Consider the following 24432-nt stretch of genomic DNA (forward strand, 5'->3'; position numbering starts at 1 on the left):
ACTGGCGTGGTCAACGGACCCTTGATGGAAACAACGTAATCCTTGACCACTTCCAGTGTTTCTTCGGGCAACCAGACGTCGGAACCATATACTTTTGTGGATTTCTCACCAGCGTAGATTTCCATCCAGTGAATTTTGCGTTTACCGCTGTAAGCTTTCTCGACCGCAGCGTCCACAACCTTGAGCATCACAGGCGTGATATCGGCACCGGTGCCGTCGCCTTCGATGAATGGGATGATCGGCTGGTCAGGGACATTCAGTGAAAAGTCGGCGTTGACCGTGATTTTTTCGCCCGATGAAGGGACTTTGATGTGCTGGTAAGACATGCTGGCTCCGTAACCCACAAGTAAAAAACATAAAGACAATCGTTGGATAAACGAGTCTTATATAAGACATAGTAGTTTAACTGAAAAATGGCTGTTTTGCGGCGGGAGTCCCCCATATTTAAACAAAATATGGTAAGCCTGCCATCCCGTTAATTTAGCGCGCTTATCCGGCCAGCACATCAAGTGCGCATGTTATGATGGCAACAATGTGACCGAATGACTCACCGTGATGCAACCGAATGGCCCACGGTGCGTGCGCAGCAACGAGCCTGACAAGGGAGTCGCAAGGACCGCAACAGATGCTGTTGGCGCCCTTATGTCGGCATTTAGCCATTACATCTGGCCCTCACATTTCACACGATCAACCTGTGCGATGCGGGCTTTAAGATTATCTCGTTATTTTATTCCCTATTTTTATGTTCAATCCATCCCGCGATCAGGTTCGCCAGTTTTTTACGGAAACCTGGGCCAAACATCGTCAGAATAAAATCCTCACGCCAATGGAGTCCATGGCGCTGACCTGGATTTTGCAACATCCGGAGTACCACACTGCGCTGGAGAACCCGGATGCCGCTCAGCAGGAGTTCTCGGTAGAAAAGGGACAGGTCAATCCGTTTTTGCACTTGTCCATGCATCTGGCCATCAATGAACAGGTATCCATTGACCATCCGCCAGGCATTCGCGGCATCTATGAGCAATTGGCTGCCCGCAGCGATGAACATCACGCCATGCACGAAATCATGGAATGCCTGGGCCAGGTTATCTGGGAATCACAGCGACTGGGCAAGCCGCTGGACACCGACCATTACCTGGAACTGCTGCGCCAGCATTCAACCAGGCATTGAAATCGCCGATGTGGGGCCAACAGACCTCATCCCTCTTCTACCATCGCACTTGCGCATAACGCACGAAAACAACCAGACCTGCACCCCGGCCGCTTTCCGGCCGAAGTCGAGTGCATTGCGGACTCGTTCATCGAACGCTTTGCGCGATGGGAGATGCGGTCAACGCACCAGACCTCTCGGCCTGTGCACCTGTCGCTCTGGCCAAGACAAAAAAAACCGGAACATATCTATTCCGGTTTTTTTCTGTCTGGCGTTCATGCATGTAATGAATGACGACACCTTTATGCAGCTGCAATATTCCGATCGTGATAACCGGAAGCCAGCTTATTTGCGGTTGTGTGTCAGTGGACCTTCCTGTGCAGAAAGCCATGCTGCGATGTTGACAATATCGGCTGAACCCAATTTCTTGATTTCGTTGCCCATGATCGGATTCTTGCGAATATTGGCAGAATTGGGCGCATTGCTGACGCCACGCTGGTATGCAGTCAATGCATGGACCAGATAGTCGTCATGCTGGCCAGCCAGAATGGGGTACATCGGTGCAATGGTTTTGTCGCCGGCGGCGCCGTGACAGGCCACACAACCGTTCTTTTCAAATGCGGCCTTGCCGGCAGCCAGATCAGCCGCCTGGGCAGATGCCACACCCACAAGTGCGCATATGGCACCTGACAATAAAATAGAGACGCGTTTCATATCAGTTCCCGGATTATTTTACTTGAGAAAAATAGGCTGCGATATCCAGCATATCCTGATCAGACAGGCTTTTTGCGATAGCGACCATGGAAGGGAAAGTCCGGGCACCGGATTTGTATTCTTTCAATGCAGCAACAATGTAGTCCGCATTCTGGCCCGAAATCATGGGAACCCGATAGACTTCGGGAAAGCTGGCACGGTATTCAGGAATGCCGTGACAACCAATACACATGGAGATTTTGCCTTTGGCAGCTTCGATGTCCCCTTTGGGAGCAGCAGCCTGCTGGGCAAATGCCTGACTAAAGAAGGCACAGGGAACCACAATGGCGAGCGCAGCAACTGAGCGCTTGAAAGCGGATAACTTCATATTTTGCTCTTTTGTTAGCGAATTTCGAGATTGAACGTACCGCGAGACTGCCAGCGGGTCGGATCAGCTTTAAAGCTTGAGATTGTACGACATAATTGATCTAGATTAGGGTAGTATTGGGGGTCAGATGCTCAAATCATCCCTATTTTGTTGCAGAATTGAAATGAAACCTAGCCAATCTCCACCGAATCCAAGCCGCTTTGCCGGCACTGAACGTTACGTTGCCACCGACGACCTCAAGCTGGCTGTCAATGCCGCCCTTACACTGCAGCGGCCCCTGTTGATCAAGGGCGAGCCGGGTACAGGCAAAACCATGCTGGCCGAAGAAGTAGCCGGGGCCTTGGGCTATCCACTACTGCAATGGCATGTGAAATCCACCACCAAAGCGCATCAGGGCTTATATGAATACGATGCCGTCTCGCGCCTGCGCGACTCGCAGCTGGGTGACGAACGGGTTCGCGACATTGCCAATTACATCCGCAAAGGCGTGCTGTGGCAGGCCTTCGAATCCGATGTGCCTACTGTAGTGCTGATCGATGAGATCGACAAGGCCGATATCGAATTTCCCAACGACCTGCTGCGCGAACTGGACCAGATGGAATTTCATGTGTATGAAACCGGCCAGACCATTCGTGCCAAACACCGTCCGCTGGTCATTATCACCTCCAACAATGAAAAGGAACTGCCCGACGCCTTTTTACGCCGTTGCTTTTTCCATTACATCCAGTTCCCCGACCGCGATACGCTGCGCGAAATTGTCAAAGTGCACTACCCGGAAGTTAAAACCGATATTCTGCGCGCCGCGATGGATCACTTCTTCATGCTGCGCGATGCGCCGGGCCTGAAGAAAAAACCGTCCACGTCCGAATTCCTGGACTGGCTGGCCCTGTTGCTGGCCGAAGACATCGACGCAGCCCGCATTGATGCGCATGCGGCGACCTCGGTTCCAGTAATGGCCGGCGCGCTGCTCAAGAACGAGCAGGACATCAGCCTGCTGGAACGCCTGTCGGGTCTGTCCCGTCAGACACGGCGCTAATCAAGCGCACTGGTTTCGGGGTGACAAGCAAACTATGTTTATCGACTTCTTCTATCACCTGAAAAATCACAAGATTCCGGTCTCGGTCAAGGAATACCTGACCCTGCTCGAAGTCCTGCGCGAGCGCGTCATGCCGCCGTCACTCGATGACTTCTATCATCTTGCGCGCCTGACGCTGGTCAAGGACGAAACGCTTTTTGACCGCTTTGACCAGGCCTTTGCCCTGTTTGTCAAGAAACTGCCCGCCTCCCTGCCCGCAGGCCCCGACATTCCGCTGGACTGGCTGATCAGCCAGATGCAGAAAAACCTGACGCCCGAAGAGAAAGCTGCGCTTGAAAAGCACGGCTGGGACAAGCTCATGGAGATGTTCAAGGAACGCCTGAACGAGCAGAAAGAACGCCATGCCGGGGGCAGCAAATGGGTGGGCACCGGCGGCACATCGCCGTTTGGCAATAGCGGCTATCATCCGGAAGGCATCCGCGTTGGCGGCCCGTCTGCAGGTAACCGAACTGCAGTTAAGGTGTGGGAAGAGCGCCGTTTTCGGGAATATGACGATCAACAGGAACTGGGTACACGCAATTTCAAGGTTGCCCTGCGGCGCCTGCGCCGCTTTGCCCGCGAAGGCGCTGCAGAAGAGCTGGATCTGGATGACACCATTCGCAGCACGGCGCGCAACGCCGGCTTTCTTGATGTCAAAATGGTGCCGGAACGACACAATGCGGTCAATGTGCTGATGCTGCTGGATGTCGGTGGCAGCATGGATGATCATATCGCGCGCGTCGAGGAATTGTTTTCGGCCTCGCGCACTGAGTTTCGTAATCTGGAAGTCTGGTACTTTCACAATTGTCCCTATGAGCGTTTCTGGCGTTATGACGCTGGCGGACGCCGGGTGTATACCGACACCTGGGAGCTGCTGCGAACCTACAACACCAACTGGCGTGTTATTTTCGTGGGCGACGCCACCATGAGTCCATACGAAATTGTCCACCCCGGTGGTTCGGTGGAACACTACAACAAGGAGGCTGGCGCCGTCTGGCTGACCCGCATCCTGGACGCCTGGCCCAAGACCATCTGGCTCAATCCCGAACCACAAGCCTACTGGCAATATCGGCAGTCAATTGATGTCATCCGCAATATCATGCAGAACCACATGTATCCGGTCACCATGACGGGTATCGAAGCGGCCATGCGGCAGTTGTCGAAATAATCTTTTTCAGTACCATCGGCGTGGCCTGGCATTTTTATATCTGACAACAACATCATTAATCAGCTCGTCCCTGACGGACGAATAAAAAAACACCGGTGCTGTGCGCACCCTTTCAATCGACGCCCAGAATTACCGTATCGGGATCGATATGAACCCAGATCCGCTCTCCCTTGCGCAAGGGCTGTGCCTGGTCCTTCCCCGCAACAGTGATCAGATGAACATCGGGTGCAATCTGCACCTCGAGTTCCTGCTGATCCTGCACCCGCCGGGTACTGCGGATAAGCCCGCAAAATACATTCTGCTGCACGTGGTGGTGTCGAGCGAACCGGATTGCCGGCGCTTTGATGAGCAGATAGACGGCCACGCCCTTTTTCAGACCCAGCGCCTGCGTGCTGGCGTGCGTAATATTGACGCTCACATGCACCGAGTCGTGCAGCCTGACGCTGATTGCGTCGCGCATGCCATCGCGCTCAATGGCCGCGACCACGCCCTGCAAATGGTTACGCGCACTGGTTTTGCGCAGGGGCAAGGGGCGTGCTGCCAGGCCGCCTACTGCATCGAGTTCAATATCGGGCTCAACGGCATGATCCTGTTGTTTTCGCAGTTGTTCATAATACTGCAGCAGCGCCTGCCCTTTTTCACTGAGCAGTGTTCTTCCGCCGCCGCGCCCGCCCTTGGCGGCAATCACAACAGCATGACCAAGACGGGTCTGCAGATTGCGCAACCTATCCCAGGCCGTCTTGTAAGTCACGCCCGCGGCCTGGGCCGCGCGGGTGATGGAACCCAGGCGATGCACATGACCGAGCAGTTGCAGATCGCGCTCGTCCGCCAGCACGTGGTGCTCCAGCCCGAAACCGATGGCCGTGCGCACATTCAGTCGTGGCTGCGGGCTTTCAGCGACCGTGTCCGTGCTCGCCGAAGAACGGGTTGCAGGCTCAGGGACGCTGGCAGATTCCTCAACAGGTGCTTGCCGCCGTATCATGCTGCCCCCCGCTCACGAATACTGCCATTGTGAGCATGCAGCAGCAGATCTCCAAAAACAGCCACATCGACAGGGTCGTGTGTGACCAGAATCAAAGGCAATTGCAGTTGTGATTGCAATTGGCTGATCTCCTGGCGCAAGTGTTGCCGCAAATTGGTGTCCAGCGCGGCGAAAGGCTCGTCAAGCAACAGCAGGCGCGGATGGCTGGCCAGCGCCCGCGCCAGCGCCACCCTTTGCTTTTGTCCGCCGGAAAGCTGTTCCGGATAGCGATCGGCATAGGCTTGCATATGCATCTTGTCCAGCCAGTAATCCGTTTCTTCGCGCCAGGCATTGCGCGTCGGGTTCAACAAACCGTGCGTAAGGCTGAAGGCCACGTTTTGCCGCACTGTCAAATGGGGAAACAGCGCATAGTCCTGGAAAAGGTAGGATATTTGCCGTTGCCGGGGTGTTCTGGCAATGCCCGCAGCAGAATCGAACAAGACATCCTGGTTCAGCACAACCCGGCCGCTGTCCGGCCTCATCAACCCGGCCAGGGCACGCAATGTCATGCTTTTGCCGGCGCCAGACGGCCCCTGGATCACGATGCGCCGGGTACGTGCAGAAAAGTCGACATCCAGTGTGAAACCATGCCGCGCGGCCGGCAATTGGCGGCGAATGGACACATCCAGCTGAAACGGCGTATGGGGTTCATTCATAACAGAATCTGCACCCAGTCGGCTCTGGTCGGGCGTCATTGCAGCCTCTCTCATTGTGGCTCTCATTGCTGCTCCAAACGGCGCGGCGCCAGATATCTTGCGGAAAACAGAATGATAATGCATACAATGGATATGACCGTCACAATGAAATTGGCCTGCGCATCGGCCCCCGCTTGCACGGCTTCATACACCGCAATGGAAAGCGTCTGGGTTTTCCCCGGAATATTGCCGGCAATCATCAGTGTGGCGCCGAATTCGCCCAACGCACGCGCAAACGCCAAAAGCAACCCTGCAAGAATGCCGCGCCAGGCCAATGGCAATGTGACGCGCAAAAACAGCGCCATCTCATTTAGTCCCAGCACCCGGGCGGCATCTTCATAATTGCTGTCGACACTCTCGAAGGCGGCGCGCGCCGGCTTAAATACCAGCGGAAACGAGACCACGACCGCGGCCACGACCGCGCCCTGCCAGGTAAAGATCAACTGTATGCCAAACCATTGATCCAGATAGCGCCCCAGCCAGCCATAGCGTCCCAGAAGCACAATCAGATAGTAGCCAAGAATGGTTGGCGGCAGCACCATCGGCAGGGTCAAAATGGTATCGAGCAGGTCCCGGCCGGGAAAGGCGCGGCGCGCCAGTAACCAGCCCGTGCCAATGCCCAGCACAAGATTGATCAGGATTGCAAAACCGGCAACCTTCAGGGAAATCAACAAGGGGATCCAGACGGGTTCCATAACTTATTGACGTCAGGGCTTTTTGAAACCGGCGTTGGCAAAGATGGCCTGTGCCTGTTCAGAATCAAGAAACTGCACGAACGAACGGGCTTGCGCCGCGTGGGCCGAAGACTTGATGACTGCAACCGGGTAGCTAACGAGCGTATCGATCGGCAAGGCCTGGACCACGCTGACCTCGTCGCTACGCACGGCAGCATCGGTGGCATAGACAAATCCTGCCTGCACTTCACCGCGGGAGACATAATCCAGCACCTGACGTACGTTCTCGGCCCAAATGAATTTGGGCGCGAGCTTACCCCACTGACCGCTTTTTTCCAGACCTTCCCGGGTGTAACGGCCGACAGGCACGCTGGCCACGTTGCCCACGGCGATTCTCTTGACTGCCGAGGCCTCCAGGCTCTGCAGATCCCTGGCTGAGTCATTGGAGGAAGCCGGGACGATCAGCACCACTTCATTACGTACGAAATTTTTTCGCGATGCCTCATCAAGCAGCCCGCCTTTAGCCGCGTCATCCATGCTTTTCTGGTCGGCAGAAGCGAATACATCCACCGGCGCACCCTGGCGGATCTGCTGCACCAGCGCCCCCGAGGCGGCAAAGTTATACTGAATTTGGGTATCTGGATGGGCTTTGCTGTATGCCGCTGCCACTTCCTTAAAGACATTGGTCAGGCTGGAAGCGGCCGACACTGTGAGCGTGTCGGCGCCAGCCGCAAGGGATGTGACCGAAAAAACAAGGCCGACGGCCAGTGCATGCACCTGGCGATACCTGCGAATATTTTTTTGTTTCATGGCTTCCTGCACAAAATAAACATTGAGGAGGTATCGGGTCCCAGCGCCTGAAACGTTCACGACAGCTGGCATAACCCGATATATAGTCAATTATATATCGAAATTTGCTTGCGTCCGATTTTAACGCAGAGCGTGCCCGCCAAACCCAGGCCCGGTTGCTGCTATCGAACTTGCCGGGTGACTCTGCCTGCTGACGCCCTGCCTCATTCCGCCGCGATCAGCGCTCAGTGCACACGGCTATGTAGTCTTGGCACACGTGCCTATACTGCATTGGCGCGTTGCACGGCATCCGCCCATTTGCGGGCTACCTGCCTTGCGGTTGCACAGGTCGCGTCGTGCGTAGCCACACGCACCGCCCGTTCCAACAACTGAATATCTGCTTCATGCTGTCTGGCAACATGCGGGTCTTCAAAAAAGATCACCCGCTGGCATTTTCTGTCCAGAACCAGATCGGCGATCTGTGCATCACCCCCCAATGGGCCGCTCAGATAACGATCCACCCAGGGTTTGTCTGCCGGCCAGCCCTTGGACCAGGCCAGTTCGTTCAGCAGGCCGCCGGTTGTGCCCGTGGCAACACGACGTTCGAACATCGACAGTATCTCGAAATACTGCGAGGCATAGGCGACCATCTCCGCTTTAAGCGCATCATGGGAAATCAGCGCCATGGTCTGTCCACGAATCACGTCGGACGACAGGCAGTCAGACAGGGGCTCCAGCCCTGCCAATACACGCTCAACTTCCATCCATTCGATGGCGCCAGCCACAGTCGAAATAAATGGCTTGCCGTGGGTAATGCACTGCCGCTTGAGCGCTAATGCCTCGGGGAAAATCGACGAGGGGTCCACCGGATCAATAAGATAAATGGCACCATCCAGTGTAATAGGCGTTGCTTCGTGGACGGTTACGCGAGATACCAGCTTCATCAGCCCCCCTTCCCGCCCATATGGATAACGGATATTTTTCCGGTAACCCGACAAAAAGCCTTCGCGTTGGAGGGCGTCATACGTACGGCCGACGGTATGCAGCTCTATATCCAGTTCGCGAATCGTCTCGGATGAAGCCTTAAGCCAGGTAAACAGACCCGCATCAGGTGTTGCATGGTGCAGGCGATTGGCTGCAAGCGCAAAACGAAGACTGCTTGTTGATGACATATGACATACTCCCCGATATTGAACGTAGCGAACACAAATTCATGCAAAAAAAATGCACGTAGTGATACGTGCATTCTAAATAGGAACCGCAGCCTGGACAGGCATGTTCAGTGATCAGCTGAAAAAATCTTTCACTCTGTCGGTCCAGGATTTATTCTTTGGGGAATGGCGATCGCCTCCATCGTTAAGCGAGGTCTCGAACTGCCGCAACAGCGCCTTCTGTTCGTCGCTCAACCGAATTGGTGTTTCGACAACGACATGGCAATACAGGTCACCTGGATAGGAAGCCCGAATACCCTTGATGCCCTTGCCACGCAAACGGAAAACTTTGCCGCTCTGCGTGCCTTCAGGAACTGTAATTTCGCCTTTGCCACCCAATGTGGGCACTTCCAGATCACCCCCCAGGGTTGCAGTCACAAACGGCAGCGGCACTTCACAGTGCAGATCGTCGCCATCACGTTTGAAAATACTGTGTTCCTTGATGGAAATTTCGACATACAGGTCACCCGCAGGACCACCATTGACGCCTGGTTCGCCGTTACTTCCCGAGCGAATACGCATCCCGTCATCGATTCCGGCTGGAATCTTAACCTGCAGGGTTTTATTCTTGCGCTTGCGGCCTACGCCGTCACATGCCGTGCACGGATCCTTGATTTCCTTGCCTGTGCCATGGCAGGTCGGGCAAGTTTGCTGAACGCTGAAAAAGCCCTGCTGCATACGCACTGCACCCGCGCCATGGCAGGTGTGGCAGGTCGTAGGCTCGGTGCCGGGTTTGGCACCGGAGCCATGGCAGACATCACAATTTTCCCAACTTGGTACGCGAATCTCGGTTTCCATCCCCTTGGCAGCCTGCTCAAGGGTAATATCCAGCCGATAGCGCAGATCGGCGCCGCGGAATACCTGCGGGCCACCGCCACGCCGTCCACCACCGCCACCGCCACCGCCGAAGATGTCGCCGAAGATGTCACCAAAGACATCCCCAAAGCCGGCACCACCGGCGCCGCCCATGCCTGCATTGGGATCCACGCCCGCATGACCATAGCGGTCATAGGCATCGCGTTTCTGCGGATCGGACAGAATCTCGTAGGCTTCCTTGGCTTCCTTGAATTTTTCTTCTGCCTCATGACTGTCCGGGTTGCGATCCGGGTGATACTTCATGGCGAGTTTGCGATACGCCTTCTTGATGTCCTCGTCCGAAGCGTTTTTGGCCAGACCCAGGGCTTCGTAGTAATCACGTTTTGCCATCGTTATACGCCTTTAGATTTCTTCTTCAATATATAAAAAACAATACCCGGCCCTGTCATTTTTCAGACCGGCCGGGTTTTCTAATCAGACAACCTGCATTATTTGTCGTCGCGTTTCACTTCTTTGAAATCGGCGTCAACGACATTGTCGTCTGCTGCCTGGGCCTGTTCAGCACCAGGCTCGCCCTGGGCTTGCGCCTGGGCCTGCATGTCCGCATACATTTTTTCACCCAGTTTCTGGGATGCGGTTGTCAGCACTTCGACTTTGGCATCGATCGCAGCCTTGTCACCCTCTTTGAGCACTTCTTCGAGCTCTTTGAGGGCCGCTTCGATCGCGTCCTTGTCGGCCGCTTCCAGCTTGTCGCCATATTCAGTCAGTGACTTGCGGGTTGAGTGAACCAGTGCATCGGCCTGATTACGAGTCTGGGCCAGCTCGGCGACACGGTGATCTTCGTCAGCGTGTGCTTCGGCGTCCTTGACCATGCGTTGAATCTCGTCTTCGGTCAGACCGGAGTTTGCCTTGATCGTGATTTTGTTTTCCTTGCCGGTGCCTTTGTCTTTTGCGGAAACGTGCAAAATACCGTTGGCATCGATGTCAAACGTCACCTCGATTTGCGGCAAGCCGCGTGCTGCAGGTGGAATACCCTCCAGGTTGAACTCGCCCAGCCCCTTGTTACCGGCAGCCACTTCACGCTCACCCTGGAAGACCTTGATGGTCACGGCAGGCTGATTGTCATCTGCAGTAGAGAATGTCTGCGTAAAGCGGGTTGGGATCGTGGTGTTTTTCTGGATCATTTTGGTCATGACGCCACCCAGGGTTTCAATACCCAGGGACAATGGTGTCACGTCCAGCAGCAGCACGTCTTTACGGTCACCAGACAGCACCGAGCCCTGAATGGCGGCACCGGCAGCCACTGCTTCGTCAGGGTTCACGTCTTTACGTGGGTCCTTGCCGAAGAACTCTTTTACCTTTTCCTGCACTTTTGGCATGCGGGTCATACCACCGACCAGGATCACGTCGTCGATATCTGACACTTTGACACCGGCGTCAGTGACCGCTGTGCGGCAAGGCGCAATGGTACGTTCAATCAAATCTTCAACCAACGCTTCCAGTTTGGCACGGGTAATCTTCAGGGTCAGGTGTTTCGGACCAGATGCATCAGCAGTGATGTATGGCAAGTTGACTTCAGTCTGCGTTGCGGAAGACAGCTCGATTTTGGCCTTTTCAGCCGCTTCTTTCAGGCGTTGCAGCGCCAGCACGTCTTTGCTCAGATCAACGCCCTGTTCCTTTTTGAACTCGGCAATGATGTAGTCGATAATGCGCTGGTCAAAGTCTTCACCACCCAGGAAGGTGTCACCATTGGTAGACAGCACTTCGAACTGTTTCTCGCCGTCAACGTCGGCAATTTCGATAATGGATACGTCAAAGGTACCACCGCCCAGGTCATAAACTGCGATCTTGCGGTCGCCTTTTTCGGTCTTGTCCAAACCAAATGCCAGCGCAGCCGCTGTTGGCTCGTTGATGATCCGTTTGACTTCCAGACCGGCAATGCGGCCTGCATCTTTGGTTGCCTGGCGCTGACTGTCGTTGAAGTAGGCAGGCACCGTAATAACGGCTTCGGTCACTTCTTCGCCCAGATAGTCTTCGGCAGTCTTTTTCATTTTTCGCAGCACTTCAGCGGAAACCTGTGGAGGCGCCATTTTCTTGCCACGTGCTTCGACCCATGCGTCACCGTTGTCGGCCTTGACAATCGTGTAAGGCATCAGATCAATGTCTTTCTGGACCGCTTTTTCTTCGAATTTGCGGCCTATCAGGCGTTTGACTGCATAGAGCGTATTTGTCGGATTGGTCACTGCCTGGCGTTTGGCCGGTGCACCGACCAGGGTTTCGCCATCTTCCATGTAGGCAATAATGGAAGGAGTCGTGCGTGCACCTTCGGCATTTTCCAGAATTTTGACCTTATCGCCGTCCAGCACTGATACACAGCTGTTGGTGGTACCCAAGTCAATACCAATGATTTTTCCCATTTGAGTCTACCCTATTATCAAATAATTCAAAATAATGGATCCTGCTTGCACATGTTCGCGACACAGGATCTTTCGTTGTCTAGTACGTGGGGCTGGCCGTTTGCGATTTCAAGAGAAAAAAACCGTTTTTTTGTGTTTTTTTTCATTTCTGGCACGTTTTTTGATCACAAACAGCCATTTGGACAGAAAAATGGCCGGTAGACCTGAATCTGCCGGTGCATTATATTTACCCCTGGCCCGCCGAGACGGTCACCAACGCAGGACGCAGGACCCGCTCGGCAATGGTATAGCCCTTTTGCAAGGTATTGGCAACGGTGCCGGATGGCACGTCGGCAGGAACGGTGGAAATGGCCTGATGCACATGCGGATCAAACTTGTCCCCTGCTGCGGGAGCCACTTCTTTCAGATTATTGCGGTCAAATGCCGCTGTCAGTTGACGCAAGGTGGTTTCAAGCCCATCCCTGAGCGATTCGAGCGACTGGTTTTCAATCGCCAGCGCAGCTTCCAGGCTGTCCCGAACAGGAACCAGGCTTTCTGCAAAAGACTCAGTGCCAAATTTTCGTGCCTTGGAGACATCATCCTGGGCGCGACGACGCACATTTTCCATTTCGGCATGAGCACGCAGCAACTGATCATGATACTGGCTGACTTTGGCTTCAAGTTCGGTATATTTGGCTTCCAGATCGTCAGTCGGCGTATTTACCGCGTCCTGGTCAGGCTGTTCAGTGTCGGCAACCTCAGCCTGAGTGGTTTCTTCGTTATCAGCCTTGGGGGCCTGGTTCTTGTTTGGATCAAATTCCTGTGTCATTTCTACTCCTGCATCAAATCAATATAGTTATCCCCCACTTGGGGGCGGCGAAGATAAATTCAAGGGTGAATCTGTGCCCGTGTTGGCGGCGCCCTACCCTCCCGTAATTGGGCCGTTACATCACCGGGGCGGGGGCACGAACGCTGCGGCCTGCTCAATGGGCGAGCGCGGCAAAACCAGGCGCTAATGCGACCGGCAGCCGCAATAACAACGGACTTGCCGTCGTATGGACTTAGAAATCGTATTCTGGCTGCACTTGCTGGCCGATATGCAGTACATCGCTGATTTTGTCGGTCAACACGGCGTTTACGCCAAACAGCACCCCCAGGTCAGCACTGCGGGTTTGCATCAACGTAATACCCGGTTCGTCTGCGATTGCGGCCGATGCCGGGTCAACATTCGGGATCGTGCAGCGGGTACACGGTTTGACGAAGGCAAAATTGAGTTTTCCTGCGGCGAGCCCGAAAACGTAATCCTCTTCGTATTCGGGCAAACCATCCAGCACGATGTTGGGCCGGAAACGGATCATGTGCACCGGCGCCTGCTGCTTGCCGGCAAGCGTTGCATTGAGCGCATCCAGTGAAGCGGTGCTGGCAAACAAAAACGGAAAGCCGTCGGCGAAGCCGAAGGTCTGGTCCTGAGCGTTTAAAGGCTTCCAGTCGCGGTGGCGCTGTTGCCAGCTCTCGGGAAAATCGGGCAGGACGCGTCGTTGCGATTCAGGATGCAGGCGTAGCAGGCGGCAGGGCTGGCCCAGCACCTTGCTGAACCATTGGTCAGCCTGGGCACTGACGGACATGCCTTGCGGCTGGCCGCCCCACACCCTGACGGCAATCGCTTTGTCATCCGCCTGCGGGGCCAGCAGCGAGATCGTGAGTGTCGAGGCACCGGGCGCCTGCAAGAGCAACTGGTTCAGCGCAAGATCAAGTGCCGGCTGGATCAACACCATGCGCGGCACCGTGCGCTGGGTCAGCATCGCGCCGGCGGCATCAACCAGAATAAACTGTCGGTCCCATTGGACCCCTGCCGCGCTGATTTGTGCACGATCGAGCGCGATGCCGGCGCAGGACTTGATGGGATACACATACAGACCACTAATGGTGACGGCCATGATGACTCTCTAAAAGACAAATAAATAAAAGGTTCGGTCAGACCGCATCCAGGTCGGGCCAGCCGGCAATATGTTGCCGGATCAGGCCCGTCATGGCATTGATCCATGCCGGGTGGTCATTCAGACAGGGAATATAGCGAAACTGCTCGCCTCCTGCCTGACTGAACGCACGAGCACACTCAATTCGGATTTCCTCAAGCGTTTCCAGACAATCGGCTACAAAGCCAGGGCACAGCACGTCGACGTGACGGATATTGTCTCCCGGATAGGCCTGCAGTACCGACAGCGTAGAAGGGCCGAGCCATTCGGCCCGGCCGAACCGGCTTTGAAAGGCGATGTCGATCGGCACCCCTTCTGCGGCCAGACGCAGCTGCAGCGCCTCGGCCGTTGCCGTACAATCACGCAGATAGGGATCGCCCTGCTCCACCGAGCGTTTGGGCAAGCCATGGAAACTGAGCAGCAGTTGCTGGGGCTTACCGTGCTCGCGCCAATAGTCGCGCACATTTTGCGCCAGCGTATCAAGATAACCGGGCATCTGATGAAACCGCTTGACGAAACGCAACTCGGGCAAATCACGCGCATCGCGAAACAGCGCCAGCGTTTGCTCGAAAATGGTTGCGGTTGTGCTGGCGGCAAATTGCGGATACAACGGCACGATCAGAATGCGCTCGCAGCCTGCTTCACGCAATTGTGTAAAGGCCTGCTGCATCGACGGTCGTCCATAGCGCATAGCCAGCACCACGGTGGCGGCAATCTGCTCGCGATCCAGCTGCGCCTGCACGCCCTGGGCCAGGCGCTTGCCATACACAAGCAACGGCGAACCATCCTCCATCCAGATCTCACGGTATTTTGGCACCAGTTTGGACGGCCGCAGCGGCAGGACCGCAAGATTGAGAATTGGTTTCCAGACGGCGGGCGCAATTTCAACCACGCGCGGATCGGACAGAAACTCCGCCAGATAGGCCCTGATTGCGCCTGCATCTGGACTGGCCGGGGTGCCCAGGTTAATCAGTACAACTCCTGTATTCATGCTTTCCTGTAGGTTGCGGATACGGTGCCGCCCATCAGACTGTGCGCCAGACACGAACAGCGCGGCAACTCAAAAAAAGCGCCATGTATGGCGGCTTTTACAAATGCATTATCGACATGGGATTGTACCCGGATTGCGCACCGGCCATGGGCCGCAGCACCTGCAACCGCCACAATGGACCGCCCCACGCTGCCTGCACCAGTGGGGCGTGCTGCCCTTACTGATGACTGAGCGCGTTGGACAACAGCCTGGCCGTCAGATCCACAATAGGAATGACTCGATTGTAGGACATACGGCTTGGGCCGATCACACCCAGCGTACCCACGATTTTCCCGTCAACGCCATAGGGCGCAGTGATAACCGAGACATCTTCCATGGGCACCAGGCGTGAATCACCGCCAATGTAGATCTTCACGCCCTGTGATCGGTCTGTCACATCGAGCAGTTGCATCAGATCGGTTTTCTGCTCGAACAGCGAGAACATCTTGCGCAAGCGATCCATATCGGTGGCAAAATCCGTGATTTCCAGCAGCCGACGCTCACCGGAAATAACCACGGACGACTCCTGATCATCGTCATTGCCTGCGTCCACCGCGGCTTGCATCAACAAGGATATTTCCTCTTTGAGTCGATTCAGCTCGGTTCCGAGCTGCTCGCGCACTTGCTCAAAGGATTTCCCGGCGAAATTATGATTGAAATAATTTGCGGCTTCGATGAGCTGAGCTTCGGTGTAGTCGTGCACGGGGGACAGAATCCGATTCTGCACATCGCCATCGGGCGTCACGATAATGAGCAGGATACGCCGCTGCGACAACCGGATAAATTCAATCTGGCGAAATACCTGCGAGCGCTTGGGTGTGAGCACCACGCCGGCAAACTGGGTCAGGTTGGACACCAGCGATGCGGCCACGCTAAGCGCCTTGCTGGGCGCCGTGTTGGAAAAAATATCATGCAGCTCGGGGGGCTCTTCCAGTTCATAGGGCTTGATCACCAGCAGATTATCCACAAACAGGCGATATCCTCGGGGCGTGGGAATGCGACCTGCGGAGGTATGCGGGCTGTGAATCAGGCCCAGATCTTCCAAGTCCGCCATCACATTGCGGATGGTGGCCGGCGAGAGCTCGAACAGCTTGGACAGCGTCCTGGAGCCTACCGGCTGTCCGTCATCAATATACCGCTCGATCAGAGCTTTCAAAAGTGCGTTTGCGCGATCATCCATGGTGGGTCTGTTGTGGTTTGTACCAGAGGATATTTTACGGGCACGTTAATTGTTAAACCTGCAGTCAATGTAGAATAACGTATTATGACGGTTGCCGTAGGTTTCATTTCCGGTACTTCTAGTTACTTTTCATTGTCGTTTCGTTTATTGTATATGGTTTCATTATGCATTTTTCAACCATAGCGCTGGTCGGCAGATATCACGACTCCGGTCTTGATGCCCCATTACGTGCGCTGGCTGGTGTGCTGCACGCAGCAGGCCGACAGGTTCTGATTGAAAAGGAAACGTCCGAGAATACCGGAGTGACCGAATATCCCACGGCAACGACTGCCGAAATCGGCAACCAGGCTGACCTGGTTATTGTCATGGGCGGCGATGGCACCATGCTGGGCGTCGGCCGCAAGCTGGCCCAGTACGATGTCCCGCTGTTGGGCATCAACCACGGGCGGCTCGGCTTTATCACCGACATTCCCGTGCAGAACGCCCTGGAGGCCATCGAATCGGTTCTTGACGGCCAGTACGATATTGAACACCGCTCGCTGCTGCAGGCCTCTGTCGTGCGCGACGGTCAAACCCTGACCTGTGCCCTGGCACTGAATGATGTGGTGCTGAACCGGGCAAGTCGCGGCGGCATGATCGAAATCTGCGTGGAATACAATGAAACGCTCATGTATCGGCAGCGTGCCGACGGGCTGATCGTTGCCACCCCGACCGGCTCTACCGCGTATTCGCTTAGCGCCAGCGGCCCGATCCTGCATCCGGCAGTCAATGCGTTTTTGCTGGTCCCGGTTGCCCCCCAGACCCTGTCGAACCGCCCCATTGCGGTGCCCGACACCGGTATGCTCACCCTGACCCTGACCGAAGTGGGTCGGGTAGAAACAGGCGCCAGCGTGCATTTCGACATGCAAACCTGGTCCGATCTGCAATTGGGCGACAAAATCGTGGTTACCAAGGCAGACCACCAGATCCGTTTTCTGCATCCCAAAGGTTACAGCTTTTTCTCTACCCTGCGCCAGAAGTTGCATTGGAATATCATGCCCGAAGCCGCTTAGCAATCCGCGCCAGGGCCCCAGACCCACACAACCCAGCAATCCCATTCATCACAGAAGTACGTATTCATGCTCCGTTCCCTGCATATCCGTGATTTTGTCATTGTTGAACAGACCGAACTGCACTTCGACGCCGGCTTCTCGGTCTTTACCGGGGAAACCGGTGCGGGCAAATCCATCCTTATCGATGCACTGGCGCTCACGCTGGGCGCCCGCGGCGACAGCGGCGCCATCCGCGAAGGCGCCGACAAGGCCGACATCAGCGCCATCTTTGACGTGCCTGGCTCGCTGCGCGCGCTGCTGGCAGAACAGGAGCTGGAACCAGAAGACGACCAACTGGTGCTGCGTCGGGTCATAGACCGGGCCGGCAAATCCCGGGCGTTCATCAACGGCGTGCCCGGCACGCTCGGCCAGCTCAAGACCATAGGCTCGCACTTGCTGGATATTCATGGCCAGCACGCCCATCAGAAGCTGCTGCAACGCCATGAACAGCGCATCCTGCTTGATGCCCACGGACAACATGAAGCGTTGGCCAAACAGGTTCGCTCCCAGTGGACCGATTGGCAGCAGGCCCAGCAGAAACTGGAGCGCGCCCGTAGCAGCCAGCGTGATGCACAAGCCGAAAGGGAACGGCTGGAATGGCAATTGAATGAAATCAGCCAGATCAATCCGGGCAAGGATGAATGGGCGAGCGTCAACGCCGACTACAATCGGCTGGCCAATGCTTCTGCGCTGCTTGAAGGCGCTTCCGGCGCACTCAACCTGCTCGATGGCGAGCAGACTTCTGCACTGGCAATACTGAACGCCGCACTGCACCACATCGAGCCCTTATTGCGCAATGACGAGCGTCTGCAGGGTGTGCACGATGCCATTGAATCGGCCCGTATCGCCGTCACTGAGGCATCATCCGATCTTGCCAGTTACCTGGACAAGGCCGAACTGGATCCGGACCGCCTGGCCGAAACCGAGGCACGCATGGGCGCCATGTTCGCCACCGCGCGCAAATTCCGGCTCGAACCCGAAAAACTGTACGATCGCCTGCAGGAACTGACTCAGGCCCTGGAAGCCCTTAACAGCGAATCAGACTTGGAAGGACTGGAACAACAGGTAGCCAGACATGAAGTGGCGTATCGCGAGGCCGCCGAAAAACTGACCAAGGCGCGCCAGGCCACAGCAGGCACGCTGTCCAAAGAAGTCAGCAAAGCGCTGCAGACCCTTGCCATGAAAGGCAGCACATTTGAAATAACGATCCAGCCGGCCGAACCCGGCGCCTCGGGCATGGATAATGTGCAGTTTAATGTGGCAGCTCACACTGGCAGTGAACCACGCCCACTGGCCAAAGTGGCCTCTGGCGGTGAACTGGCCCGGATATCGCTGGCCCTGTCGGTCATGGCCAATCGCGCACACCAGGTGCCTACCCTGATTTACGACGAAGTGGATACCGGCATTGGCGGCGCGGTTGCCGAAGTGGTCGGCAAGTTACTGCGCGATCTGGGACGACATCATCAGGTTCTTTGCGTAACTCACCTACCGCAGGTGGCCGCTTGCGCGCATCACCATTTCGAAGTGCAGAAAAAACAGGGAAAAAAAGAAACCGTATCGCGCATTGATCTGTTGGATGACCATGCCCGTACCGAAGAGATTGCCCGCATGCTCGGGGGCGTCAAAATAACCGAAACCACGCGCCAGCATGCCCGCGAAATGCTGACTCACAGCGATTGAGCGCGGCAAACCCACCGGGCAATAAAAAAAGGCAGATTGCGATCTGCCTTTTTTTGACAACACCCTACTGAACGGCCATGCCGCCTGACGGATGGTGAGTCGAACCGAAGGGCCTGCGGATTGCCGGCCCTATGCCGCCTGTCTAGCGACGGTGCTTGGATTCGCAGTCACCGCAAATGCCGTAAAGAACCATGGCGTGGCTTTCCAGCACAAAATTGTTGTCTTTGGCAACTTTTGACTGGCGTCTTTCAATTTCCGGATCGGAAAACTCAACAACTTTTCCGCAGACAGAACATACCAGGTGGTCATGGTGTGCGCCATCATCCAGTTCATAGACGGCCTTGCCATTATCAAACTGGCTTCTGGACAGAATTCCGGCCTGCTCGAACTGCGTGAGCACCCGGTAGACAGTAGCAAGGCCAATATCGACGTTTTCGGAAATAAGCAGCCGATAGACATCCTCGGCACTCAAGTGACGAATTTCTGCCTTACGGAAGATGTCCAGAATCTTGAGCCTCGGGAAAGTGGCTTTAAGACCCATGCTTTTGAGTTCACTGGGATCGTGTAATTCGTTCAAGGCGCGCTCGCTGATAAATGGGAGGTGGATAAGATATTGCGGAAAACACGCTTCCGACTAATTTTTGAGATTACCTGGCTAAACAATCCTATTGATTGCCCAGAACTATTATCATAACGCTTTTACGAGTCCAAATACAGGAACGTCGCCAAGTCATGAACCAAACTCGCCTTTTCCCCCGTATCCGGTATGGTCTGGTCGCCTCCCTCACAGCACTTACCGTGCTGGGTGGTTGCGCCTCAGGAGAATGGGGTTTCCCATACAGGCCTTCTGTTCAACAAGGTAACTGGATCACCGCCGAAGATGTCGCTCTCCTGCAAAAAGGCATGACAGAGGATCAGGTGCGCTATGCACTGGGCTCGCCGACGCTCAAAGACATGTTCCACCCCGATCGCTGGGATTACCCATATTATTTCAAACCGGGCTATGGTGATGCCGTACAGCGCAAATTCTCGGTCTGGTTTGTCAATGGTCGGGTAGACCGCTGGGAAGGCGATGAACAACCGTCCTTCCAGCCCTTCGAGCAAGAAGCGCGCCTGTATCGACCCGGCGACAAAACACCCGAAACGGAAGTGACCGATCCACAGGCACTGCAGGCAGCGCCGGCAGGCACTGACAGCAACGCGGTCACGACTTATCCGATGGATGATGGCAGCACCCAGGGGGCCGCGGGTTCTGCCCCTGCTGCGCCATCGAATGAACCGATCAACATCGAACCGGCTCCCGGCGCAACCCGCACCCAGTAAAGCGCTCCAATATCCTGTACCCGGGCCAATGGTTCGGGCAGGATAATGCATTACCACGGGCTGCATTCCCGATTTGACTCCCTATTCATTTGCATGCCCGCACCGGGCTGCAACCTTCTTCAGGAAATATCTCCACCATGCGTATTGCCATTTCCGGAGCCAGCGGCCGTATGGGCCGCATGCTTATCGAAGCCGTCCTGGCGCACCCCGAACTCACGCTCGCTGTGGCACTGGATCATGCCGGCAGCGGCCATCTTGGGGAAGACGCCGGCGCCTTCCTGGGCAAAAATACCGGCGTGCAACTGGGCAGTGATCTGGCTGCGCTCAAAGACTGCGATTGTCTGATTGATTTCACCCGTCCCGACGGCACCCTGGCGCACGTCCAGGCTTGCGTACAGCACAATGTAAAAATGGTCATCGGCACAACAGGTATTGACGCCGCAGGCCAGGCAGCGATCGCGTCAGCCGCCCAGAACATTGCCATCGTGTTTGCGCCGAATATGAGTATTGGCGTCAACGCGACGCTACGACTGCTCGAGGCGGCGGCAAAAATGCTCAACAGCGGTTATGACGTGGAAGTATACGAGGCCCATCATAAGCACAAAGTGGACGCGCCTTCCGGCACAGCGCTGATCATGGGCGAAACCGTCGCCAATGCCTGGGGCAAAAAACTGGAAGACATTGCAGACTGGAGCCGCCACGGTCACACCGGCGCACGCAAGGAAGGTCAGATCGGCTTTTCCGTGGTGCGTGGCGGTGATGTCATTGGCGATCATACCGTGATGTTTCTGGGCACCGGAGAGCGTATCGAAATTACGCACAAGTCCTCCAACCGCAGCACCTATGCCCAGGGCAGTGTCCGGGCCGCGCTGTTTTTGCAGGACAAGCCTTCGGGCCTGTTTTCCATGCAAGAGGTGATTGGCGGCTAATGCCCATGAAGGACTGACACCTCAGTGAGATAAGATTTGCGGCTGCCATCAGGCAGCCGTTTTTGCATTTATGATAATGACAGTCATGATAACAACAGGTCCGATGGATCAGTCGAACAGAACCGGCTCGCGCTCCAGCGTAACATCGAATTTCTGCTGCGTGGATGCTATTACCGCATCGGCCAGCGCCAGTACATCTGTTGCCGTTGCACCACCATGATTGACAAGCACCAGCGCCTGGCGTTGATGCATGCCCACAGGCCCGAGCGAGCGCCCCTTCCAGCCGCATTGCTCGATCATCCAGCCGGCCGCGAGCTTATAGCTGCCGTCAGCTTGGGGATAAGAGACGAGCGCCGGGTAGTCTGTTTTCAATTGTGCTTGCTTTGCCGCAGATACGATCGGGTTCTTGAAAAAAGAGCCGGCGTTGCCGATTTTGGCGGGATCAGGCAACTTGGCCTGCCGGATCCTGCAAACCGCGTCAAAAATCTTTTGTGGCGTGGCGTCCTGTGCCAGTTCAGGAACGTTTTTGAGATCTGGATACGAGATGACCGGCGCCCACTGTTTGGGCAGACGAAAGCGCACCGCCGTAATCAGATAGCCCTGTCCTGCCGGTTTCTTAAAGAGACTGTCGCGATAAGAAAACGCACATTCCTGCGTATTGAACAAACGGGGCTGGCCTTGCGCCAGATCCCAGGCGTACACACTGTCGATCCGATCCATGACCTCGACCCCATAGGCGCCGATATTCTGCACAGGGCAAGCGCCCACCGTACCGGGAATCAGTGCCAGATTCTCCAACCCGTACCAGCCATTACGAATACACGCACCGACAAAGTCGTGCCACCCTTCACCGCCCGCCGCTTCCACAACAAAGGCTTCGGGGGTTTCTTCGATCAGCCGGATTCCCTTGAGCAAATTATGCACCACAGGACGGGACAGATGCTCCCGCAGTATCAGGTTGCTGCCGCCACCCAGCACATAGATCAGTCCGTCCGCGGCCTGCCGCCATTGCGTGACCATGGGCAACTGCTGTTCGCTGTCGAGCCGAAAATAATGCGCGGCATGCGAGACCAGTCCCAAGGTATTGAGACCCGTAAGATCCTGCGTTGTATCATCCCGCATCAAAAAGCACCCGCTCGTGTGAAATTAATTTGACATTATAATTAATTTACTGCTATAGTTTCGCCTCTTCGCAAAGAGATTCATGTGGCAGCAGCGATTGTTCCGTTATGGCGACGGAATCACCCCGGTGATGCATAAAAAACACAGAATTGGATTTTTGAAGAACGCAGCAAGAAAATGTGTTGCAAATCTCAAATAGCTTGTATATAATTTATGGCTTAGTTGATCGAGATTGCAAACGCAGTTACCGGATAATTAAACACTATTCGATTAAATGCAAAGTAATTTTCAGCTGAATTGCGGGAATAGCTCAGTTGGTAGAGCGCAACCTTGCCAAGGTTGAGGTCGCGAGTTCGAGCCTCGTTTCCCGCTCCAGAATTTATAAAAAGCCCAAACTTCGGTTTGGGCTTTTTTGCATCTTGCCTATCTATTCAAAGATATCCCGTCTATCACTTGTTCCTGTAACGGCTGAATGCCCAGAAGCATACCCTTCACAATACACATCATTTGCCCCCCGTCCGTACGGACACCCCATCAATAGGCGCCGTCATGTCGCAGCAGCCTCGCAAGACTGAACATAAGCATCAAACGCAAGCTCTGTCGCAGTGATCCCGTTCATACACGCAGGCACGCCGGCATAAACAGCTATTTGCAGAAGAATTTCTATCACTTCTTCACGTGTCACTCCTACATTCAGCGCCGCGCGGATATGAAATTCCAACTGCGATGATGCTGTACCCATTGCCATTAACGCTGCTACGGTCAGCATCTGTCTTGTTTTCAGATCAATGCATGGTCTGGATACAATATCCGCAAACGCAAAGCCCAAAATCAATTCTGCAAAGTCTGGAGACAATCGATCAAGTCTGGCAGCGACCTTGTCAGGCGCTTCGGGATCGAGTGTCTTCAACAGTTCAAGAGCGCGTTGACGCCGATCCGAGAGGTTCGTCGATTTCATACAGCAACCCCCTTCATACCTTCCTCTGTATACCGATCACCTGCAACATGAAGGCTGGATACACTGGATCTCAATAGATCTCTTTCCTGCGCTGTAAGCGTTATAGACGCTGCCGCCATATTGTCTTGCAGGTGTCGCAATGAGTTGGTACCCGGAATGGGCACAATCTTATCTCCTTGCGCCAATACCCATGCCAGGGCAATTTGTGCCGGTGTCGCTCCCTTGTCGCGTGCAAGCTCGGCGAGAATCGTGACATACGATTTATTTTTCTCTACATTTTCCTCCTGAAAACGTGGTAGTTTCGCCCTGAAGTCATCCTGACCTATGTCGTCAGCACTCTGGAAACGGCCGGTTAAAAATCCCCGTCCCAAAGGTGCATACGCAACAAAACCAATACCCAGCTCTGCGCATGTCGGCAATACCGCCTCTTCGACATCCCTGGTCCAAAGAGAGTATTCGCTTTGAACTGCCGTAATCGGATGGACTGCATGCGCGCGCCGGAGCGTGGCAGCACTTACTTCGCTTAACCCGATATGCGCAATCTTGCCCGCTTCTTTCAGCTTGACTAACCCCAGCATGGTTTCTTCTATCGGTCGTTCTTTGTCAACTCGATGGACGTAGTAAAGGTCAATTTGCTCAATACCCAGGCGCCTCAAGGACGCTTCACATGAACGGCGCGCATACTCCGGACTGTTGTCGATCGTTCGACTGTAATGCGTCCCGTTACGCACAATACCGAATTTGGTCGCAATTTTGATATCCGGACGTCGTGTAGCGATGAACTTACCAATGAGTTCTTCATTGTGATACGGGCCATACATATCAGCCGTATCGAACATTGAAACGCCCAAATCAACGGCTCGGTCCATAACGCCCATCGCGGTCACATCATCACGGGGGCCGTAGAACTCACTCATACCCATGCAACCCAGACCGACCGGCGAGACAGTTAAACCATTTCCCAGAACACGATGCTTCATCAGTTTCTCCTTGTGTATAAATCAGATATATACGTAGTATCATGTCCCGATAATGTTCTATCAATCTATATTTACGGCAAACTATTT

At 55.0% G+C, this 24432-nt stretch carries 25 protein-coding genes and 1 tRNA gene; 8 read left to right on the forward strand and 18 right to left on the reverse strand.

What is annotated here, in order from left to right; all coding sequences use genetic code 11:
* A partial coding sequence (locus tag ACTIKR_RS04415; RefSeq protein ID WP_442327223.1) for an isocitrate/isopropylmalate family dehydrogenase occupies nucleotides 1-326 on the reverse strand: 326 nt, incomplete at its 3' end.
* Between the two features lie 416 nt (nucleotides 327-742).
* Here ACTIKR_RS04415 and ACTIKR_RS04420 point away from each other — a divergent pair.
* Nucleotides 743-1171: a DUF1841 family protein gene (locus tag ACTIKR_RS04420; RefSeq protein ID WP_193087393.1), complete on the forward strand. Its 429-nt coding sequence runs from the start codon at nucleotides 743-745 to the stop codon at nucleotides 1169-1171.
* 324 nt (nucleotides 1172-1495) lie between these two features.
* On the opposite strand, the gene ACTIKR_RS04425 is transcribed toward ACTIKR_RS04420, so the two are convergent.
* Together ACTIKR_RS04425 and ACTIKR_RS04430 are read right to left on the reverse strand one after the other, a co-directional pair.
* A complete protein-coding gene (locus ACTIKR_RS04425; protein ID WP_193087392.1) occupies nucleotides 1496-1864 on the reverse strand; it encodes a c-type cytochrome in 369 nt (122 codons plus the stop codon).
* A 13-nt stretch (nucleotides 1865-1877) separates the two neighbouring features.
* The gene (locus ACTIKR_RS04430; RefSeq protein ID WP_128394934.1) at nucleotides 1878-2231 is read right to left on the reverse strand and encodes a c-type cytochrome; all 354 of its coding nucleotides are present in this window, start codon (nucleotides 2229-2231) and stop codon (nucleotides 1878-1880) included.
* A 163-nt stretch (nucleotides 2232-2394) separates the two neighbouring features.
* Between ACTIKR_RS04430 and ACTIKR_RS04435 the strand changes: the two genes are divergently transcribed.
* Together ACTIKR_RS04435 and ACTIKR_RS04440 are read left to right on the forward strand one after the other, a co-directional pair.
* Complete coding sequence (locus ACTIKR_RS04435; protein ID WP_193087391.1) at nucleotides 2395-3267, forward strand: AAA family ATPase; 873 nt, start codon at nucleotides 2395-2397, stop codon at nucleotides 3265-3267.
* 34 nt (nucleotides 3268-3301) lie between these two features.
* A complete protein-coding gene (locus ACTIKR_RS04440; protein ID WP_442327224.1) occupies nucleotides 3302-4474 on the forward strand; it encodes a vWA domain-containing protein in 1173 nt (390 codons plus the stop codon).
* A gap of 112 nt (nucleotides 4475-4586) precedes the next feature.
* On the opposite strand, the gene ACTIKR_RS04445 is transcribed toward ACTIKR_RS04440, so the two are convergent.
* From ACTIKR_RS04445 to hrcA, 11 genes are all read right to left on the reverse strand, one after another.
* Nucleotides 4587-5456: a TOBE domain-containing protein gene (locus ACTIKR_RS04445; RefSeq protein ID WP_442327225.1), complete on the reverse strand. Its 870-nt coding sequence runs from the start codon at nucleotides 5454-5456 to the stop codon at nucleotides 4587-4589.
* A complete protein-coding gene (locus ACTIKR_RS04450; RefSeq protein ID WP_226816518.1) occupies nucleotides 5453-6151 on the reverse strand; it encodes a sulfate/molybdate ABC transporter ATP-binding protein in 699 nt (232 codons plus the stop codon). The genes ACTIKR_RS04445 and ACTIKR_RS04450 overlap by 4 nt, the downstream gene beginning before the upstream one ends.
* Before the next feature lie 62 nt (nucleotides 6152-6213).
* Complete coding sequence (modB, locus tag ACTIKR_RS04455; RefSeq protein ID WP_193087388.1) at nucleotides 6214-6885, reverse strand: molybdate ABC transporter permease subunit; 672 nt, start codon at nucleotides 6883-6885, stop codon at nucleotides 6214-6216.
* 12 nt (nucleotides 6886-6897) lie between these two features.
* Nucleotides 6898-7674, reverse strand: a complete 777-nt coding sequence (gene modA, locus ACTIKR_RS04460) for a molybdate ABC transporter substrate-binding protein (RefSeq protein ID WP_193087387.1) — start codon at nucleotides 7672-7674, stop codon at nucleotides 6898-6900.
* Between the two features lie 260 nt (nucleotides 7675-7934).
* The gene (locus tag ACTIKR_RS04465; RefSeq protein WP_442327226.1) at nucleotides 7935-8825 is read right to left on the reverse strand and encodes a methylglyoxal synthase; all 891 of its coding nucleotides are present in this window, start codon (nucleotides 8823-8825) and stop codon (nucleotides 7935-7937) included.
* 114 nt (nucleotides 8826-8939) lie between these two features.
* The gene (gene dnaJ, locus ACTIKR_RS04470) at nucleotides 8940-10070 is read right to left on the reverse strand and encodes a molecular chaperone DnaJ (protein WP_193087385.1); all 1131 of its coding nucleotides are present in this window, start codon (nucleotides 10068-10070) and stop codon (nucleotides 8940-8942) included.
* A gap of 98 nt (nucleotides 10071-10168) precedes the next feature.
* On the reverse strand, nucleotides 10169-12097 hold the full coding sequence (dnaK, locus tag ACTIKR_RS04475) for a molecular chaperone DnaK (protein WP_193087384.1): 1929 nt from the start codon (nucleotides 12095-12097) through the stop codon (nucleotides 10169-10171).
* A 226-nt stretch (nucleotides 12098-12323) separates the two neighbouring features.
* Nucleotides 12324-12905: a nucleotide exchange factor GrpE gene (grpE, locus tag ACTIKR_RS04480; protein WP_193087383.1), complete on the reverse strand. Its 582-nt coding sequence runs from the start codon at nucleotides 12903-12905 to the stop codon at nucleotides 12324-12326.
* A gap of 232 nt (nucleotides 12906-13137) precedes the next feature.
* Complete coding sequence (locus ACTIKR_RS04485; RefSeq protein ID WP_193087382.1) at nucleotides 13138-14013, reverse strand: MOSC domain-containing protein; 876 nt, start codon at nucleotides 14011-14013, stop codon at nucleotides 13138-13140.
* A 37-nt stretch (nucleotides 14014-14050) separates the two neighbouring features.
* Entirely contained in the window at nucleotides 14051-15043 is a 993-nt protein-coding gene (gene hemH / locus ACTIKR_RS04490; RefSeq protein ID WP_193087381.1) for a ferrochelatase, read from the reverse strand.
* 217 nt (nucleotides 15044-15260) lie between these two features.
* Nucleotides 15261-16262, reverse strand: coding sequence for a heat-inducible transcriptional repressor HrcA (gene hrcA / locus ACTIKR_RS04495; RefSeq protein WP_193087380.1), 1002 nt, complete (start codon nucleotides 16260-16262; stop codon nucleotides 15261-15263).
* A 164-nt stretch (nucleotides 16263-16426) separates the two neighbouring features.
* Between hrcA and ACTIKR_RS04500 the strand changes: the two genes are divergently transcribed.
* Both ACTIKR_RS04500 and recN read left to right on the forward strand, forming a co-directional pair.
* Nucleotides 16427-17314, forward strand: coding sequence for an NAD kinase (locus ACTIKR_RS04500; RefSeq protein ID WP_193087379.1), 888 nt, complete (start codon nucleotides 16427-16429; stop codon nucleotides 17312-17314).
* A 66-nt stretch (nucleotides 17315-17380) separates the two neighbouring features.
* Nucleotides 17381-19033 carry a DNA repair protein RecN gene (gene recN / locus ACTIKR_RS04505; protein WP_442327227.1) on the forward strand — a complete coding sequence of 551 codons (1653 nt, stop codon included), beginning with the start codon at nucleotides 17381-17383 and terminating at the stop codon, nucleotides 19031-19033.
* Between the two features lie 142 nt (nucleotides 19034-19175).
* Here recN and fur read toward each other — a convergent pair whose 3' ends face one another.
* Entirely contained in the window at nucleotides 19176-19610 is a 435-nt protein-coding gene (fur, locus tag ACTIKR_RS04510) for a ferric iron uptake transcriptional regulator (protein WP_255509662.1), read from the reverse strand.
* A 155-nt stretch (nucleotides 19611-19765) separates the two neighbouring features.
* Here fur and ACTIKR_RS04515 point away from each other — a divergent pair, with 155 nt between their 5' ends.
* Nucleotides 19766-20356 (forward strand): outer membrane protein assembly factor BamE, encoded by a 591-nt coding sequence (locus ACTIKR_RS04515; RefSeq protein ID WP_442327228.1) that lies wholly within the window; start codon nucleotides 19766-19768, stop codon nucleotides 20354-20356.
* 137 nt (nucleotides 20357-20493) lie between these two features.
* The gene (gene dapB / locus ACTIKR_RS04520) at nucleotides 20494-21285 is read left to right on the forward strand and encodes a 4-hydroxy-tetrahydrodipicolinate reductase (protein WP_193087376.1); all 792 of its coding nucleotides are present in this window, start codon (nucleotides 20494-20496) and stop codon (nucleotides 21283-21285) included.
* A 108-nt stretch (nucleotides 21286-21393) separates the two neighbouring features.
* Here the strand turns inward: dapB and murB are convergent, their stop codons facing one another.
* Nucleotides 21394-22407: a UDP-N-acetylmuramate dehydrogenase gene (gene murB / locus ACTIKR_RS04525; RefSeq protein ID WP_193087375.1), complete on the reverse strand. Its 1014-nt coding sequence runs from the start codon at nucleotides 22405-22407 to the stop codon at nucleotides 21394-21396.
* Nucleotides 22408-22706: 299 nt separating this feature from the next.
* Between murB and ACTIKR_RS04530 the strand changes: the two genes are divergently transcribed.
* Nucleotides 22707-22782 (forward strand) — tRNA-Gly (locus tag ACTIKR_RS04530).
* 172 nt (nucleotides 22783-22954) lie between these two features.
* Here ACTIKR_RS04530 and ACTIKR_RS04535 read toward each other — a convergent pair.
* Complete coding sequence (locus ACTIKR_RS04535) at nucleotides 22955-23365, reverse strand: carboxymuconolactone decarboxylase family protein (protein WP_193087374.1); 411 nt, start codon at nucleotides 23363-23365, stop codon at nucleotides 22955-22957.
* Nucleotides 23362-24345 (reverse strand): aldo/keto reductase, encoded by a 984-nt coding sequence (locus ACTIKR_RS04540; RefSeq protein WP_193087373.1) that lies wholly within the window; start codon nucleotides 24343-24345, stop codon nucleotides 23362-23364. The genes ACTIKR_RS04535 and ACTIKR_RS04540 overlap by 4 nt, the downstream gene beginning before the upstream one ends.
* Between the last annotated feature and the right edge of the window lie 87 nt (nucleotides 24346-24432).

This window comes from Advenella sp. (assembly GCF_052108595.1).
Classification (GTDB): Bacteria; Pseudomonadota; Gammaproteobacteria; order Burkholderiales; family Burkholderiaceae_B; genus Advenella.

Bases quoted from the DNA above. Each gene is read 5' to 3' on its own strand.
- ACTIKR_RS04515 (WP_442327228.1), top strand. From the start codon at position 19,766: ATGAACCAAACTCGCCTTTTCCCCCGTATCCGGTATGGTCTGGTCGCC.
- ACTIKR_RS04540 (WP_193087373.1), bottom strand. From the start codon at position 24,345: ATGAAGCATCGTGTTCTGGGAAATGGTTTAACTGTCTCGCCGGTCGGT.
- ACTIKR_RS04425 (WP_193087392.1), bottom strand. From the start codon at position 1,864: ATGAAACGCGTCTCTATTTTATTGTCAGGTGCCATATGCGCACTTGTG.
- ACTIKR_RS04445 (WP_442327225.1), bottom strand. From the start codon at position 5,456: ATGATACGGCGGCAAGCACCTGTTGAGGAATCTGCCAGCGTCCCTGAG.
- hemH (WP_193087381.1), bottom strand. From the start codon at position 15,043: ATGAATACAGGAGTTGTACTGATTAACCTGGGCACCCCGGCCAGTCCA.
- dapB (WP_193087376.1), top strand. From the start codon at position 20,494: ATGCGTATTGCCATTTCCGGAGCCAGCGGCCGTATGGGCCGCATGCTT.
- modB (WP_193087388.1), bottom strand. From the start codon at position 6,885: ATGGAACCCGTCTGGATCCCCTTGTTGATTTCCCTGAAGGTTGCCGGT.
- ACTIKR_RS04435 (WP_193087391.1), top strand. From the start codon at position 2,395: ATGAAACCTAGCCAATCTCCACCGAATCCAAGCCGCTTTGCCGGCACT.
- ACTIKR_RS04500 (WP_193087379.1), top strand. From the start codon at position 16,427: ATGCATTTTTCAACCATAGCGCTGGTCGGCAGATATCACGACTCCGGT.
- ACTIKR_RS04465 (WP_442327226.1), bottom strand. From the start codon at position 8,825: ATGTCATCAACAAGCAGTCTTCGTTTTGCGCTTGCAGCCAATCGCCTG.
- ACTIKR_RS04485 (WP_193087382.1), bottom strand. From the start codon at position 14,013: ATGGCCGTCACCATTAGTGGTCTGTATGTGTATCCCATCAAGTCCTGC.
- dnaJ (WP_193087385.1), bottom strand. From the start codon at position 10,070: ATGGCAAAACGTGATTACTACGAAGCCCTGGGTCTGGCCAAAAACGCT.
- ACTIKR_RS04420 (WP_193087393.1), top strand. From the start codon at position 743: ATGTTCAATCCATCCCGCGATCAGGTTCGCCAGTTTTTTACGGAAACC.
- recN (WP_442327227.1), top strand. From the start codon at position 17,381: ATGCTCCGTTCCCTGCATATCCGTGATTTTGTCATTGTTGAACAGACC.
- hrcA (WP_193087380.1), bottom strand. From the start codon at position 16,262: ATGGATGATCGCGCAAACGCACTTTTGAAAGCTCTGATCGAGCGGTAT.
- ACTIKR_RS04430 (WP_128394934.1), bottom strand. From the start codon at position 2,231: ATGAAGTTATCCGCTTTCAAGCGCTCAGTTGCTGCGCTCGCCATTGTG.
- grpE (WP_193087383.1), bottom strand. From the start codon at position 12,905: ATGACACAGGAATTTGATCCAAACAAGAACCAGGCCCCCAAGGCTGAT.
- ACTIKR_RS04450 (WP_226816518.1), bottom strand. From the start codon at position 6,151: ATGAATGAACCCCATACGCCGTTTCAGCTGGATGTGTCCATTCGCCGC.
- ACTIKR_RS04535 (WP_193087374.1), bottom strand. From the start codon at position 23,365: ATGAAATCGACGAACCTCTCGGATCGGCGTCAACGCGCTCTTGAACTG.
- murB (WP_193087375.1), bottom strand. From the start codon at position 22,407: ATGCGGGATGATACAACGCAGGATCTTACGGGTCTCAATACCTTGGGA.
- dnaK (WP_193087384.1), bottom strand. From the start codon at position 12,097: ATGGGAAAAATCATTGGTATTGACTTGGGTACCACCAACAGCTGTGTA.
- modA (WP_193087387.1), bottom strand. From the start codon at position 7,674: ATGAAACAAAAAAATATTCGCAGGTATCGCCAGGTGCATGCACTGGCC.
- ACTIKR_RS04440 (WP_442327224.1), top strand. From the start codon at position 3,302: ATGTTTATCGACTTCTTCTATCACCTGAAAAATCACAAGATTCCGGTC.